This is a genomic window from Oscillospiraceae bacterium (assembly GCA_025757685.1).
Classification (GTDB): Bacteria; Bacillota; Clostridia; order Oscillospirales; family Acutalibacteraceae; genus CAG-217.
The window spans coordinates 1,756,679-1,772,169 of the sequence record CP107220.1; the positions used below are offsets into that span (position 1 = coordinate 1,756,679).

Below are 15,491 nucleotides of genomic sequence, written 5' to 3' on the forward strand. Positions count from 1 at the left end.
GGAGGCAACCCTATGCGACAAATCATCAACATAAACAAAGACTGGCGCTTTTGCAAAAAGCCCCAAAGTACCCCCACAGCCCTGCCCACAGACTGGGAGTCGGTGGACCTACCCCACACCTGGAACGGCACAGACGGCCAGGACGGCGGCAACGACTATTACAGAGGCAAGTGCGCCTACGCCAAGGCACTCACCGCCGATGAACTGGGCAGCGCCCCGGTGCATTACCTGCAATTCGACGGCGTGAACAGCAGCGCCCAGGTCTACTGGAACGGTCGGCAGATTGCCAAGCATGACGGCGGCTACTCCACCTTCCGTGCCAAGCTGCCGGAAATTTTGCCGGAAAACCTGCTGGTGGTCTATGCAGACAACAGCCCCAATGAAACGGTATATCCCCAGATGGCGGATTTCACCTTCTACGGCGGCATTTACCGGGATGTAACCGTGCTGGGCGTGGAAGAGAGCCACTTTGACCTGGACTACTACGGCGCTCCCGGCGTGCAAGTGGTACCCTCCATGCAAGGCACCGACGCCACGGTGGCTGCCACGGCGTATGTGACTGCACCGGCAGGCTGCACCGTGCATTTTGCCATCACCAATAGGAACGGCGACCCGGTGGCAGAAGCCGATGCGGACGCTGCCGATGCAAAGACCAACATCAAAATAGAAAACGCCCACCTGTGGCACGGCACGGAGGACCCGTACCTGTATACCCTGACGGTCACTTTGCTGCAAAACGGCAAAGCGGTAGACGAAATTGCCACCCGCTTTGGCTGCCGCAGCTTTGCTATTGATCCGCAAAAGGGCTTTATCTTAAACGGCAAACCTTATCCCCTGCGCGGCGTCTCCCGCCACCAGGATCGGCCGGGGATCGGCAACGCCCTCACCGCCAAGGAGCACACGGAGGATATGGATCTGATCTGCGAGCTGGGCGCCAACACCATTCGCCTGGCCCATTACCAACACAGCCAGACCTTTTATGACCTGTGCGACGAGCGAGGTATGGTGGTCTGGGCAGAAATTCCCTATATCTCCCGTCACATGCCCGGGGGCAAGGCCAACACCATCAGCCAAATGACGGAGTTGATCTGCCAAAACAGCAACCACCCCAGCATTGTGGTGTGGGGTCTGTCTAACGAAATCACCATGAACGGCGCGTCGGATCCCTCCCTTTTGGAGAACCACCGGGCGCTGAACGACCTGGTGCATAAAATGGACCCCACCCGCCCCACAACCATAGCGGTGCTGAGTATGTGCGATCCCGGAGAGGCATACGTACAGATCGCCGATGTGCTGTCCTACAACCACTACTTTGGCTGGTACGGCGGCAAAACCGAGATGTACGGCCCCTGGTTTGACAAATTTCACAAGAAGTACCCGGATCGGGCGGTAGGCATGAGCGAGTACGGCTGTGAGGCGCTGAACTGGCACACCTCTGACCCCCAGCAGGGCGACTACACCGAGGAGTACCAGGCCAAGTATCACGAGGATGTAATCCGCCAAATCGCCGCGCGCCCCTGGATGTGGTCCACCCATGTGTGGAATATGTTTGACTTTGCCGCAGATGCCCGCAGCGAGGGCGGCGAGAACGGTATGAACCACAAGGGCTTGGTAACCTTTGACCGGCAGTATAAGAAAGACGCGTTCTATGCTTACAAGGCTTGGCTGTCCAAGGAGCCGTTCGTCCACATTTGCGGCAAGCGGTATGTGGACCGCACCGAGGATGTGACCAAGGTCACCGTCTACACCAACCAGCCCCAGGTAGAGCTGTTTGCCAACGGCAAGAGCCTGGGCGTGCAGCAAAAGGGAGAATATCCGTTTTTCTACTTTGATGTGCCAAACAGCGGCGAGACGACCCTGACCGCCAAGGCCGGGGACTGCACGGACGAGAGTCACCTGCGCCATGTGAATGAGCCCAACCGGGACTATGTGCTCCAAGAGGAGGGCGCCGTCATCAACTGGTTTGAGATCGAGACCCCGCCCGGCTATATGAGCATTAACGACACCATCGGCGATATTTTGGCCACCACCCGGGGCAAGCTGCTGGCCCTGCGGATCGTGCAAATGGTGCGGGCCAATATGAAGAAGAACAAGGGCGGCTCCACCGGCGGCATGGCAGATATGGCCAAGGGCATGAAAATCAACAAGAGCTTGATTGACATGGGCAAGGGCTTCACCGTCAAGCGCGTGTGCATGATGGCCGGCGGCCTGTTTACCAAGGAGCAGATCTTAGAGATCAACGCCAAGCTGAATAAAATCAAGAAAAAGCAAAAGTAATTTTGCCACCGACTTCCCTTGCAGAGCCTTGCGAGGGAAGTTTTTTTGCCACGCACCCGGCAGCGGATCGCCGCGGCGGAATTGGCACGATAAATTTTAATTTACCCCTTGCCCTGCCGCCACCTGCGTGGTATAATAATAGCCACACGGGCGCGTAGCTCAGTTGGGAGAGTGCTGCATTCGCATTGCAGAGGTCGAGGGTTCGACTCCCTTCGTGTCCACCAAAAGCCGATTTCTTTTGAGATCGGCTTTTTTCTTTTGCCCGCCTCGCCCCGCATTTTTTATTATCCGGAATACCGCCGCAATGTACCATATCACGTAAACCCGGCGAGCAAAACAAAAATCCCCCGTGCCGTTTTAAGGCATCGGGGGATTGGCATCCGTGGCAATATTTTCTATGGTATGCTTGGATACCGGATCAACTGCTTAAGGGTCAGGTTTTCTACAAAGGATTTGGTTCGGTCGATTTGAGCCAGGTTAAATTGAATATCAAAGCGGGTGCTTGCCTGTGCACCGTCATAGACAATATAAGAGATGGACAAAATTTCATTTGTCCGTTGCAAAATATCGCCAGGCGCAGAAAAGTCATACTTCAAAAGGTCGTTGTAAATCTTTTGGGTGATCTTAAAAGCGGTTTCCGGCAATGCGCCCACCTCTTTTTGCTGTGCCCGACACTCGATATTAAAATAGGGTATTTGCAAGCGGGAAATTCGAGTAACGGTATAGCCCGCAGGCTCAACATATTTCCGAACCGTATTCTCTACCACATGATAATAAGTGTCAGAACTGACATCTAGGGTGGCTCTTTTTTTGGCGATTCTATGTTTGGTTTGCTCCCGGCTGGTGGTTTCTTTATGTGAGGCCTGTGTACAGACTGCCGTTATTGTGCGTTCTGCTTGCACCGTATGGGTTGTTGTGCATTCTGTTTGTGTTATATGCGTTGTGGGCGTACCGCGGGGCACAAACGGACAAGTGAGCACAAGTAAGCAGGCGGCTGCGATAGCCATTGCATGAGCAGCGTTTTTCATAAATGGCATTTTTCCAAATATGCCGGCGTAAGGGTTAAATACCCGCGCTGGTTGGTCGCTATCCCTGCCCAGTCCAACACGGCGGCCAGGACAAATACCGGGTCATAGGTGGACTCGCCGTACTGCTTGCGAAAATACTTTACAGCAATGGCGCCCATTACTGTATCCTCTGTGCATTTGCCATAGCCCACCTTGTCCGCTTTGCCATGACCGTTGCCTTTAGGCGCAGTATAGTTTTTGCTGTTTAGCAGCAGTTGGACAATGGTGTCAAGCACCGTATATTCCATTGAGAATGTTTTTTGACTGAGTTTGTCGCTGACAAAGGTTTTGCCCTCCGGGTCAGCAATAATTTGACAGGGCTTTCCATCCAGCAGCGGTATTGTCACCGCACCGCCCGCTGCAAACAGCTTGTACCGCACGATCTCAGACGGAATATTGCTGTCTTGGTGAACAGGACCGAATGCCGCCGGGTCTAAATGCACAGGTTCCGACTGGCTTTTTTCGGTCAGGTCTAAGGCGTTCAACAGTTGATCCAGCCGTCGCTTGACCGTGGGATAGGAAATACCCAGTTCTTCACCTACCGCCTTAATATTGCCCTGATTCTTTAAGAAGCAATCTAAAAATGCGCACAGCGGTGCAGACAGTGTATCATACCGCGACAGCGGTTGAGTCACCGGAAATTCCGCCTTGCAATTTTCGCAAGCCACTTTTGCCGTATAGAGCACGCCGCCGCAAGCGGGGCATTTGTCAAACTGTAACGTATTCATATCATTTTCCCCTTTCAAGTAGAATATAGCATAATATTTACGCCTTGTCAATATAAGATATTAAAATTGTTTATGTCTTAATGTAAGAGCCAAAAGTCAAGACCGGCGGGCGGCAGATCAGTAACTGCTTTGTAGGGTCGATGCCTACATCGGCCCGCATTTTTTATTATCCGTAATACTGCCGCAATGTACGAAACGCAGGGGGCTTGCAATTTTGCTCCGTTTTGTGTACCATGGTAGCAGAGAAACTGTACGAATTTGCAGCAAAGGAGATGGGAGCGGCCTATGCGCACGGTGAAAATTGCATACATGCCCCCGCAGCGGCGCTCCCTTGGGGAAAAGCTGCGCTACAAGCTGGCGGTGCGGCGCAAGGGCGGCCCGGTCTGGGCGCGCATTGGGGACACCCGGCAAATGGTCCGCCGCTATCCCGGGCACAACAGCCGCCGGGCTTTTGTGCAGGCAGTGCTGGCCTACGGTTGCTCCTCTTATCTGACGGAACGACTGCTGAATCCTCGCCGCCGGGAGGAAGTCCGCTTTGCAGCACCCTACTGCCCGGCACCCGGTGCTCGGCTGTACCACTGGACGATACTGGACAATATGGCCGATATTCACGCCCACGGACTGCGCCCGGCCAACCGGGGCGGCTATGTATACATCACCGACGACCCGGACTACATCGCAAACAGCAGCTATTTTTACTGGAAGGTGGGTCGTATCGGACAAGACGCCACCTTTGTGCTGCTGGAAATTGACGCCTGTGCGCTGGCCCGAACCCAACCCATTATGCGGGTGCTGGAGCACCACGAATTTGCCGTTCCCGCCGTGCCGCCGCAATTTATAAACTTTGCTTAGCAACACACAACTTTTAACACAATAAAACAAAGGACCGGTTACTCATCAGTAGCCGGTCCTTACCTATATCTATATTATTTTGTGTCAATTGTCAAAACATCCGTTCGTTTTAACTCGTGCATATCCTTATCACAAATAGACAAAGAAAGCGAAACATCTTTCTTAGGCTTAGTACCGATGATCCATGCCTGGTTCATCTTCTTCCCGCCCTGCATCGTAGCAGGCACACCGCTGGTAAACTGTACCATTGTATCATCTACGGAAGAATCCATCGGTAAAACGGTAATCTCTTCATCCGTTTTGTTTTCCAATGTGACATTGAGCATAACAATACCCGACATTTCCGATATGCCTTTATATGTTGCCTTCAATGTTTTGTCTTCATAAAATACGCTACTCTTTTCCGCACTTGATTCTTTATTATCCACACTCTCCGAAGCCGAAGGCACAGTTGTCGCGTCTGAATCCGTTTTCTGCGTGGTGTCCCCACAAGCAGCAAAAAGGGTCACTATCGCCAACATACACACAAATATCCCTAACTTTTTCATTTTTTAATCCTCCTTTCTTCCAATATATCACAGAATTAGTATAGTTGCAACATAATATTTCCGCACATATAAATTCTAAATATAGATAGTACCTACATACCACACAAGACCGGCAAAAATGCGCCGTCGAAAACAGACAAGAACAACAAAATATTGACAGCGGCACAGGGAAATGCTACAATAAAAACAACCGGGGACGCAACGGAGCTGACTTATAAGCATTCCGCCGCGTCCTCTTTTTGGATTAAAAATCATTGACTGTAGGGGGAAATGCGATGCAATTCAAATCGGACGGCACCTTGAAAATCATGCAAATCACCGATATGCAAGAGATTCCGGCCATCTCACCGGACACCCTGGCACTGCTGGACGCGGCGGTGGAGGCGGAGCACCCGGATCTGGTCATCTACACCGGCGACCAAATCAAGGGCTACGGCGTGACCTACAAGGGCAAGACCAAAAAAGAGTTGGAGGCCGCTGTGGCCAAGACCATTACCGCCCTGCTGGAGCCGGTAACCCGGCGCCACATTCCCTTTGCCGTTACCTTTGGCAACCACGATCGGCAAGTGGGCATCAGCAATGCGGACCAATTTAACGACATTTACAAATCCCTGCCCGGCTGTATCGGAGAGCAAGCAGAGGGCATTCCCGGCGGCGGCACCTACGCAGTGCCCCTGACCGCCTCTGACGGCTCCGGGCGCACGGTGATGAACCTGTACCTGTTCGACACCGGCACCGACGCCAAGGGCGGCGGGTATGAGGCCTTTGATCCGGCCATTATCGACTGGTATCGCAAGACCCGGGACGCACTGAAGGCAGAAACCGGCCACTATGTGCCCTCTTTGGTATTCCAGCACATTCCCATGCCGGAGTATTACCATGTGCTGCGACGGGTGAAAAAAAGCGAGAAAGGCGCCATCCAAGCCTTCCGCACCCATAAAAACGAATTCTACAAGCTGGGCGATACCTGCCGTCCCGGCGATATGTTGGAGGAGCCGCCCTCCATTCCGGACATCAACAACGGCGAGTTTGATGCCCTGCACGAAAAGGGCGATATTCTGGGCGTGTTTGTAGGCCACGACCACAAAAACAGCTTTGTTGGCCGGTACAAGGATATGGACCTGGGCTTTACCCAGTCCGCCGGCTTTAATGTGTACGGCAACCGCACCAAGCGCGGCGTGCGCTGCTTTGTTCTGCATGAGGACGACCCCACGCATTACGACACCTACACCCGCACCTATGAAGAATTGGTGGGCACCAAGGTGCACCGCCCGGTGTTTGATTACCTGTCCAGCAAGGCTCCGGCCACCATGGACGCAGCCATTCCCATGATCGTGAAGACTGTGGTGGGGCTGGCGGTAATCGTCGCCCTGATCATTCTACTGGCCAAACTACTGTAACGGAGGACCATTATGAACGAAAAGAAAAAAGACAACGCCTTCGTCCGCTGGACAGAGAAGCACGCAGAAATCTGGAAATTCATTAAGTTTATGATTGCCGGCGGCGGCTCCTCGGCCGTAGAGTTGGTGGTACACATGGTACTGCTGGCAACGGTGTTTAAGCCCTTTTTGGATCAGCCCATCACCAACGACGCGCTGAATATGATCGGCATTGAGTCCAAGGGCTATCTGTACACCTACCTAATCTCCACCACCGTGGGCTACGGCATCGCCTTTATCCTAAACCGAAAGATCACCTTTAAGGCAGATGTGAACCCCACACTTAGTATGATCCTCTATGCCATTATGGTGGTGTTTACCATCTTTGCCAACGGCTGGATCGGCTCTGCTATGACCACCTTTGCCCAAGGGCACAACCTAACCGGCGGCTTTTGGGACATGGTTATTAAGCTGATCGGTATGGCGATCCCCACGCTGTGGACCTATCCCTGTAACCGCTTTATCATTCACCGCAAGAAGAAACCCCAAACCCCTGCAACAGAGAAAGAAGAAGCATAATTTATGAGCAATACCACTGAAAAGAAAGAAAAGCAGAGCTTTGGTCAATTTATCAAATTTGCCTTATTCTCCGCCTCCGCCGGCATTATCCAGGTGCTGACCTTTACCCTTCTGAGCGAGGTGGTCGTCAAGCTGCCTGCCATTCAAAGCGCCATGGAGAGCAACGCTACCTTTGCCAGGATCATGCAAAATGAGTACGGCCCCATGTACCTGACCGCCCTGATCCTGTCTGTGGTGTGGAACTTCACCTTTAACCGCAAATTCACCTTTAAGTCCGCCGCCAATGTGCCGGTGGCCATGCTAAAGGTCTTTGCCTTTTACCTGGTGTTTACCCCCATCTCCACCCTGCTGGGCAATTACTTTACCGCCAAGTTTGCGGATGTGAGTGCCATCAACTACATTGTGCTGGGGCTGACTATGGCCACCAATATGATCACGGAATTCCTCTATGACAAATTCGTGGTGTTCCGCGGCCAGGAGAATACCGCCGTCAGCAAAAAGGACAAGAAAAAAGCATAATAAAATCGCAAAAAGACAAAGAAAAGCGACTGCGCAAAAAGTGCAGTCGCTTTTTATATGTTCCGTATCAGTCCAGCATTTGCAAAATCTCTTCCTTAGAGCGAACACCTACGGCACGATTAACCGTACGGCCGTCCCGAATCACCAACAAAGTGGGAATACTGGCAATGCCAAAGGCCTGGGCCAGCTCCGGCTGCTCGTCCACATTCACCTTGCCCACCTTGGCGCCGGTAACCTCTGCGCCGATCTCATCCACAATGGGCGACACCATACGGCACGGGCCGCACCAGGTGGCCCAAAAATCCAACAGCACCGGGCACCCGGCCTGCATCACTTCTTCCTGAAAATTCTCTTTTGTAACGGTCATAACGGCCATTTTAGTCATCCTCCTCTGTTTTATAATACAACCGACAATGGCAAAAACCCGGCTCCTTTTGCTCTCTGAACGCCTTGCACATACACTTGGTGTCCGGCGAACGCTCCAGCATACAGGGGCAGTAGCCGCCGGTGCGCTTTAAGCCCTCTCGCACGGTTTTGACCATCTCTTTATCCGGATTCAATTTGATCTTCACTGGGTTCCCTCCCTTTTTCTTTATTGTAACACACCTGTAAAGCCCTGACAAGCGGGGGATTCTGACCGGCTTTGACAGACGATTTTCTTTATTTTGTCCGATATTTTGCCGCTTATACAGATATACGCGACCGTAATTGCACACTTATGCGAATTGTGAACATTAAGTGAATTTTTCATAAAATGCCACAAATCTCCCTACCTACTTGCTATAATAGACTGGGTTTTGTCTTTTCAAAATCCACATTTTAGTCCTACCTATATGGTAAGGCACAATATGGAGGTACGCAATTATGTGCGGTATCGTAGGTTATATCGGCGGCCAAAAGGCCAGTCCGATTTTACTTAGTGGACTGATGAAACTGGAGTACAGAGGATACGACTCTGCCGGCATTGCCACCCTGGAGGACGGCACTCCCACGGTGGTGAAAAACACCGGTCGGGTGCGTAATCTGTACCAGGATCCGCAGCTGGACGCCCTCACCGGTACCGTGGGCATTGCCCACACCCGCTGGGCCACCCACGGCAAGCCCAGCAAGGAGAACAGCCACCCTCACCTGGACAGCCGCGGGGTATTTACCGTGGTACACAACGGCATTATTGAGAATTATGAGGATCTGCGCAGTGAGCTGGAGCTGGAGGGCTGCACCTTCAAAAGCGAAACAGACACCGAGGTGATCCCCAACCTGATTGCCCACTACTATTTTGCAGACAAAGGACCGGCAGAGGAGCGCTTTCTGCGGGCTACCCAGCGGACGTGCAAGCGGCTGGAGGGCAGCTATGCCATTGAGGTGCTGTGCAGCGAAACGCCCGACCAAATGATTGTGGTGCGCAAATCCAGCCCCTTGGTCATCGGCATTGGGTACAAAGAGAATTACATTGCCTCGGATATTCCGGCCATTCTGTCTTACACCAAGGATTTTTACCTGCTGAATGACCAGGAGTACGCAGTCATCACCCGAGAGAATATCACTTTCTATGACGAACAGCTGCACCCCTTTGAGAAGAAGCACCAGCGCATTGACTGGGATGCCACCGCGGCGGAGAAAAACGGCTACCCGGACTTTATGCTCAAGGAAATGTACGAGCAGCCCTCTACCGTACGGGAAACCATCGGTACCCGTGTAACCGCCGGTGCGCCCACCCAAGTGGACGGGCTGGACTTCACTGCGGCGCAGCTGCAAAATCTGCACCAAATTTACATTATCGGCTGCGGTACCGCCATGCACGCGGGGTTGGCGGCCAAGCCCATGTTTGAGCACCTGACCCATATTCCCACCCAGGTGGATGTGGCGTCAGAGTTCCGCTATCGGGACCCGTTGGTAGATGACCACACCCTGTGCATTTTTATCAGCCAAAGCGGCGAGACTGCCGATACCATTGCCGCCCTGCGGCTGGCAAAGGCTGCCGGTGCCGCCACCTTGGCCGTCAGCAATGTGATTGGCTCCTCCATTACACGAGAAGCGGATTACACCGTCTACACCCACGCCGGACCGGAAATCGCCGTTGCCTCCACCAAGGCCTATACTGCCCAAGTGGTGCTGCTGGCGGTGCTGGCCATTCACTTTGCCGAGTTGTTGGGTCTGGGCGCCGGTGTGGCCGCCGACCTAAAAGCCGATCTGCTGGAGTTGCCGGCACTGATCGAAGAGACACTCAAGTGCGCGCCCCAAGTGAAAGCCTTTGCAGACAAGATCCATCGAGAGACCGATGTGTTCTTTATCGGCCGGGGCAGCGACTACACCACCAGCCTGGAAGCGTCGCTGAAGCTGAAAGAGATCTCCTATATCCACTCGGAGGCGTACCCCAGCGGCGAGCTGAAGCACGGACCCATTGCCCTGATTGAAAAGGGCACCACCGTCATCGGCACCATTACGGACCCGGCGCTGGTGGACAAATCCGTCAGCAACCTGAAAGAGGTCATCACCCGAGGCGCCAAGGTACTGGTGGTCACCAACCGAGATGTGCGGGCGTCAGATATTGACACCATGATCCGCGTACCGGAAACCCACCCGCTGCTGGCACCTGCCGTGTCCATTTTGCCCTACCAGCTGCTTAGCTACTATATCGCCAAGCAAAACGGTCTGGATGTAGATAAACCTCGGAATTTGGCAAAATCCGTAACGGTGGAATAACCACACGAGCCGCCCTTGTCATGGGAGGCAAAAGGTAAATCAATATAAAATAGCCCTGCGGCACACACCGCAGGGCTATTTTTATACCGGGTACTTATTCGCCGAAATAGCGCTTTAACAAACCTTCAAAGGCCTTGCCGTGGCGGGCCTCGTCGCGAGCCATCTCGTGCACGGTGTCATGAATCGCATCCAGGTTGGCAGCCTTAGCCTTCTTAGCCAACTCAAACTTGCCCAGGGTAGCGCCGTTCTCGGCAGCCACACGCATCTCCAGGTTCTTCTTGGTAGAGGGGGTCACCACCTCGCCCAGCATCTCGGCGAACTTGGCAGCGTGCTCTGCCTCTTCATAAGCGGCCTTTTCCCAGTACAGACCGATCTCCGGATAGCCCTCACGGTGTGCCACTCTGGCCATAGCCAAGTACATACCCACCTCGGAGCACTCGCCGTTAAAGTTGTCTCTCAGGCCCTGGACGATCTCCTCGTCCACGCCGTCAATAATGCCTACCTGGTGCTCGGCAGCCCAAGTGCGCTCCTCGTTCTCCCGCACGGCCATCTTAGCGCCGCAAATGGGGCAAACATCAATGGGGGTGTCGCTCTCATACCCGCATACCGGGCAATAATACTTTTTGCTCATAATCGTCTTTCTCCTTTTTAGATGATTTGGATAACACATTTATTGACAACAGCTGCAAATGCCGCTGAAGTACACATCTTTGTGGTGGACGGTAAAGCCGTCCAGTCCCTGAATACCTATCAGGTCCGGGATAAAGTCATAGATCCGCCCGCATTTTTCGCACCGGAAGTGCCCGTGGAAGCGGGTGTCCGCATCGTAGTGGATTCGGCCGCTGTCAATGGTCACCGGAATGATCAGACCGCAGGCGTCCAGGGCTTGCAGGGCATTGTACACCGTGGTCTTTGAGAAAGCGGGATTGTCCTCCAGCACTGCCCGGTACACGCTCTCCACATCCGGGTGGGTGCGGTGCTCGCACAGATACTTGTACACGGCAATGCGCTGGGGCGTTGCCTTAAACCCTCGATCCTTAAAGATTTGTACGATCTCTGCCGTTTCCGTTGGGATCACCTCTCTTTATGTTGTAATTATTACTGACTTGTAATGAGTACAACATAAATATACACGATTTCTAACCGGATGTCAAGTCTTTTTTTGATTTTTTGCACTTTTCTTTCCGGCGGGTACAGAAAGCCCCGGCGCCTACAAAGGGCGCCGGGGCAATTTTGCTTTTTATTTTATACAGACTTAATAGGTGATGCTGTCGGTGGTAATGTAGGTAACACCCTTGTCTTTCAGGCTTTGCAGCGTGTCCATATTGTCAATGGTCCAGGCGCCCACTTCCAGCCCGGCATCCAGGCACTTTTGCACCACTTCCTTGGTGTTTTCGTCCTTGTTGCCGTTAAAGTCAATGCCGCACTCTCCGCCCAGAGCCTTGGCGTCTGCAATGGCCTGGTCGTCGATCTTCTGTACCAAATACCACACCGGCACATCCTGGGACAGCTTGCGGATCTGCTGCAAATTCTCCAAATGGAAGGAGATAAACAGCGGCTTGGCACCGGTGTCCGCCACCAGCTTCAAGATCTCGTCATAATGCTCCGTGTTGTTCTTGCCTTTCAGCTCGATCACGGCGGTCATATTGTACTTGACACAGGTCTTTAAGTAGTCCTCTAAGGTGCAAATTTTCAAATTGGGATATTGGTCGATATTCACCCCATTGTCCGTATTGTAGGTGAGCAGCTCGTCGTAGGTCTTTTTTTCCACAAAGGCGTGCTGATCCATCATACGGTAAGTATGGCTGTCGTGGGAGATGACCCACACCCCGTCCTTGGTGCGATAGGTGTCGCACTCGGCGCCGGTAAATCCGGCCTTGCCGGCCTCCTCAAAGGCAGGCAGCGTATTCTCCGGTGCCACGGCACGGAACCCACGGTGGGCGATCAAGGTCACATCATGATTGCCCATAGCGGTGACGGTGTAGTCCTTCACCTGGCAGTAGTTGTGCAGATAGATCAACCCACCGCTGACCACAATCAGGATCAGCGCCAGCAGCACGCTGCACAGGATCACTGCCACCTTTTTGCCGGTGGACCACTTTTTCTTCTCTTTTTTCACTGCGGTTTCACTCATTTTCTTTTTCCCCCTCTGATTGCGTTGGGAATTTGATCACCTTATCGTCGGTGACGAACTCCCCTTTTTTGTTCCACTTGCCCTGCACACCCTTGTGGGCGGCGCCCAACTGAAAATGCAGCTGGGCAATACCAAAGTCCAGGCTCTTGTCCGAGTACGGCGCGTCCACCGAGGCAGAGATCTTGCCTTCCTCGTAGCGAAAACGCACGCACCGTCGGTTGGTGGCAGACGGCGCCTTTTCCACCATCTGCATGGCAAACACATACGGCTCCGGCAGCGCCCGGTCGCAGGCCTCCATCATCTTTTGGTAGGGCTTGTTGGTCTTGTGGGTGGCGTTGTACATCATCTTCTCTTTCATGCTCTTGCCGGGCTTAACATTGCCGATGGTGATCACGCCGTACAGGCGCAGATCCCGGGGCAAATCCAGCATTTGGTAGAGCTTGTTCTCATTATATGTACCCGTTACCCAGCAGGTGCCCAGCCCGTGGTACACACACTGCAAAACAATACTTTCGCCAAAGTAGCCGCTTTGAATTCTGGCCCACTCCGTGTCCGGCCCGCACACAGCCACCAGCGCAAATTTGCCGGTAAACAGGGTAAAGGGGGCCGTGCCATCCGCCAACAGACGAAAGGAAAGCCCGCTTTGGCGATTGACGGCGTCCACCATCTCCTGCAAGATCTCCAGCACCCGGGGATCCGGCGGCGTGTGGCTGTAAGTACGGCGGGAACAGCGGGCGCCGATGGCCTCAATATATTCTGCATTGGTCAAATGTACCACTTCCTCTCTACGGCAGACACTGCCTACTGCACGCCCCCCGCCCGGCGCAAAACCGGGCAGGGAAACACAGCCTCAGTATAGCACAATCCCGGGAGAATTACAAGTCAAAGGTCACGCCGTAAGCCTGAACCCAGCCGTAGATCTGGACCACATACGCCACCACCTGTGCCCCGCGCATCAGCTGGCCGTACCAAGGCTCTTGCAGGGTGTCCGGGTTTTGGCACAGAGCGACCACCGCGTCCCGATTCAGCAGCTCATACAGCGGGCAGGCGGTGTCCGTCAGCACCGGCTCTGCCAGCGCCTTTACCCGGGCAAAATACGCCGGATTAAAGGTCTTGGGGTACGGGCTTTTTTTGCGCCAGGCGATCTGATAGGGCAGCTCCCCCTCAAAGGCCTTGCGCAGCACGCCCTTTTCCCGCCCCTCCGGCGACTTCAGCGCCCAAGGCATATTGTAGGCGTACTCCACCAGCCGCCAGTCGCAAAACGGCACACGCACCTCCAGGGAGTTGTGCATACTCATGGCGTCCTTGCGCATCAACAGTGTTTGCATAAACCAGTCGGTATTCAGCCGGAACATCTGGCGCATACGCTTTTCCAGCGGGCTGTCTGTGTCCAGCACCTCCGTGTCTGCCACCGTGCGGCGGTAGGCGGCCTGCACATAGTCCGCCCCCTCCGGCAGCAACCCCGGGCGCAGCAGACTTTGGCGCACGTCTACGCTGCGGGACCAGGGGAATGTGTCCGCAAACAAGATCTCCTGCCGATGATACCAGGGATAGCCGCCAAAGATCTCGTCGGCGCATTCGCCGGACAGGCACACCTTAAAGTCCCGGTGCACCTGCCTGCAAAACAGCAACAAGCTGGAATCCACATCCGTAAAGCCCGGCACGCCACGGGCCAGGGTGGCCTCCACCAGCGCCTCTGCCACATCCACATTATTCAGCACCACATTGCGGTGATCGGAGCCGATGGCCCCGGCCATTAGGCCGATATAATCGCTGTCTGCATTGGGCTGGAACAGACTCTTTTGGAAGTAGCGGTCGTTGTCCTCATAATCCACCGAGTAGGTGCACAGCCGCTCCCCCTGCGCCGCCATCTTCCGGGCGGCGATCTCGGAAATAATGGACGAGTCCAGCCCGCCGCTAAGAAAAGTACATACCGGCACATCACTGACCAGCTGGCGCTCCACCGCGTCCGTCACCAGCTGATGGGTGCGCTCTATGGTGTCCGCCGGGCTGTCCGTATGGGGCGCGGCGTGCAGCTTCCAGTACCGATGCACCTGCAAAGTGCCGTGGTCATAGGTCAGGTAGCAGGCCGGAGGCAGCTCCGCCAGATCCCGAAACACCGCGTTCCCCGGGGAGCGGGCAGGCCCCAGCATAAAGATCTCTGCCAACCCGCTGCGATCCACCACCGGCTCCACCTCCGGGAGCAGCAGCAAGGTAGGGATCCGGCTGGCAAAGGCAAACAGTCGCCCTTTTTTGCAGTAAAACAGGGGCTTTACCCCGATCCTGTCCCGGGCAGCAAACAGGGTGCCCCGGCGGGTATCATACACCGCAAAAGCAAAAATGCCGTTGAGCTTTTCCAAACACCCGGCTTTCCACTTATGATAGGCCTTAAGCACCACTTCCGTATCACAGGTGGTCTCAAAGCTGTACCCGGCGCTTTCCAATAGGTGGCGCACTTCTGCTGTGTTGTAAATTTCGCCATTATAGGCGATCACTAAATCGCCAAAGCGCATGGGCTGCCGCCCACCTGCCGGGTCAATAATCGCCAGCCGCCGGTGCAGCAGCGCCGCCCCCGGCTCTAAGTATCGCCCGCTGTCGTCCGGGCCACGGCTTCGCAGGCTGTCGCTCATTTGGCACAGCAGCTGCTCTCGCTCCCGCAGATCCACATCCTCACGCAGAATTCCTGCAATTCCGCACATAACATC

The 15,491-nt window shown here is 54.2% G+C and carries 16 protein-coding genes and 1 tRNA gene; 7 read left to right on the forward strand and 10 right to left on the reverse strand.

Features of this window, described 5'->3' with window-relative positions; genetic code table 11:
- The first annotated feature begins 12 nt into the window (after positions 1-12).
- Entirely contained in the window at positions 13-2,277 is a 2,265-nt protein-coding gene (locus OGM59_08305; GenBank protein ID UYI90700.1) for a glycoside hydrolase family 2 protein, read from the forward strand.
- A 148-nt stretch (positions 2,278-2,425) separates the two neighbouring features.
- Positions 2,426-2,501, forward strand: a tRNA-Ala gene (locus OGM59_08310).
- Positions 2,502-2,672: 171 nt separating this feature from the next.
- Here OGM59_08310 and OGM59_08315 read toward each other — a convergent pair.
- Complete coding sequence (locus OGM59_08315; GenBank protein ID UYI90701.1) at positions 2,673-3,305, reverse strand: hypothetical protein; 633 nt, start codon at positions 3,303-3,305, stop codon at positions 2,673-2,675.
- Positions 3,302-4,072, reverse strand: coding sequence for a DUF2089 domain-containing protein (locus OGM59_08320; protein UYI90702.1), 771 nt, complete (start codon positions 4,070-4,072; stop codon positions 3,302-3,304). The genes OGM59_08315 and OGM59_08320 overlap by 4 nt, the downstream gene beginning before the upstream one ends.
- A 285-nt stretch (positions 4,073-4,357) precedes the next feature.
- Between OGM59_08320 and OGM59_08325 the strand changes: the two genes are divergently transcribed.
- Positions 4,358-4,924, forward strand: a complete 567-nt coding sequence (locus OGM59_08325) for a hypothetical protein (protein UYI90703.1) — start codon at positions 4,358-4,360, stop codon at positions 4,922-4,924.
- A 74-nt stretch (positions 4,925-4,998) separates the two neighbouring features.
- Here the strand turns inward: OGM59_08325 and OGM59_08330 are convergent, their stop codons facing one another.
- A complete protein-coding gene (locus tag OGM59_08330) occupies positions 4,999-5,472 on the reverse strand; it encodes a hypothetical protein (protein ID UYI90704.1) in 474 nt (157 codons plus the stop codon).
- A 275-nt stretch (positions 5,473-5,747) separates the two neighbouring features.
- On the opposite strand from OGM59_08330, the gene OGM59_08335 reads away from it, so the two are divergent.
- The 3 genes from OGM59_08335 to OGM59_08345 are packed head-to-tail and all read left to right on the forward strand — an operon-like array spanning position 5,748 to position 7,949.
- A complete protein-coding gene (locus OGM59_08335) occupies positions 5,748-6,872 on the forward strand; it encodes a metallophosphoesterase family protein (GenBank protein ID UYI90705.1) in 1,125 nt (374 codons plus the stop codon).
- A gap of 12 nt (positions 6,873-6,884) precedes the next feature.
- Positions 6,885-7,430: a GtrA family protein gene (locus OGM59_08340; GenBank protein UYI90706.1), complete on the forward strand. Its 546-nt coding sequence runs from the start codon at positions 6,885-6,887 to the stop codon at positions 7,428-7,430.
- A 3-nt stretch (positions 7,431-7,433) separates the two neighbouring features.
- Entirely contained in the window at positions 7,434-7,949 is a 516-nt protein-coding gene (locus OGM59_08345; GenBank protein ID UYI90707.1) for a hypothetical protein, read from the forward strand.
- A gap of 67 nt (positions 7,950-8,016) precedes the next feature.
- Here the strand turns inward: OGM59_08345 and trxA are convergent, their stop codons facing one another.
- The gene (gene trxA / locus OGM59_08350; GenBank protein ID UYI90708.1) at positions 8,017-8,325 is read right to left on the reverse strand and encodes a thioredoxin; all 309 of its coding nucleotides are present in this window, start codon (positions 8,323-8,325) and stop codon (positions 8,017-8,019) included.
- Between the two features lies 1 nt (position 8,326).
- Positions 8,327-8,521: a ferredoxin thioredoxin reductase catalytic beta chain gene (locus OGM59_08355; protein UYI90709.1), complete on the reverse strand. Its 195-nt coding sequence runs from the start codon at positions 8,519-8,521 to the stop codon at positions 8,327-8,329.
- 292 nt (positions 8,522-8,813) lie between these two features.
- Here OGM59_08355 and glmS point away from each other — a divergent pair, with 292 nt between their 5' ends.
- A complete protein-coding gene (gene glmS / locus OGM59_08360) occupies positions 8,814-10,652 on the forward strand; it encodes a glutamine--fructose-6-phosphate transaminase (isomerizing) (GenBank protein UYI90710.1) in 1,839 nt (612 codons plus the stop codon).
- Positions 10,653-10,746: 94 nt separating this feature from the next.
- Here the strand turns inward: glmS and OGM59_08365 are convergent, their stop codons facing one another.
- The 5 genes from OGM59_08365 to asnB form a co-directional block, all read right to left on the reverse strand.
- Entirely contained in the window at positions 10,747-11,283 is a 537-nt protein-coding gene (locus tag OGM59_08365; GenBank protein ID UYI90711.1) for an NADH peroxidase, read from the reverse strand.
- 39 nt (positions 11,284-11,322) lie between these two features.
- Entirely contained in the window at positions 11,323-11,730 is a 408-nt protein-coding gene (locus OGM59_08370; GenBank protein UYI90712.1) for a transcriptional repressor, read from the reverse strand.
- Between the two features lie 177 nt (positions 11,731-11,907).
- Entirely contained in the window at positions 11,908-12,786 is an 879-nt protein-coding gene (locus tag OGM59_08375) for a glycerophosphodiester phosphodiesterase family protein (GenBank protein UYI90713.1), read from the reverse strand.
- Entirely contained in the window at positions 12,779-13,555 is a 777-nt protein-coding gene (locus tag OGM59_08380) for a nitroreductase family protein (protein ID UYI90714.1), read from the reverse strand. The genes OGM59_08375 and OGM59_08380 overlap by 8 nt, the downstream gene beginning before the upstream one ends.
- 106 nt (positions 13,556-13,661) lie before the next feature.
- Positions 13,662-15,485, reverse strand: a complete 1,824-nt coding sequence (gene asnB / locus OGM59_08385) for an asparagine synthase (glutamine-hydrolyzing) (GenBank protein UYI90715.1) — start codon at positions 15,483-15,485, stop codon at positions 13,662-13,664.
- Between the last annotated feature and the right edge of the window lie 6 nt (positions 15,486-15,491).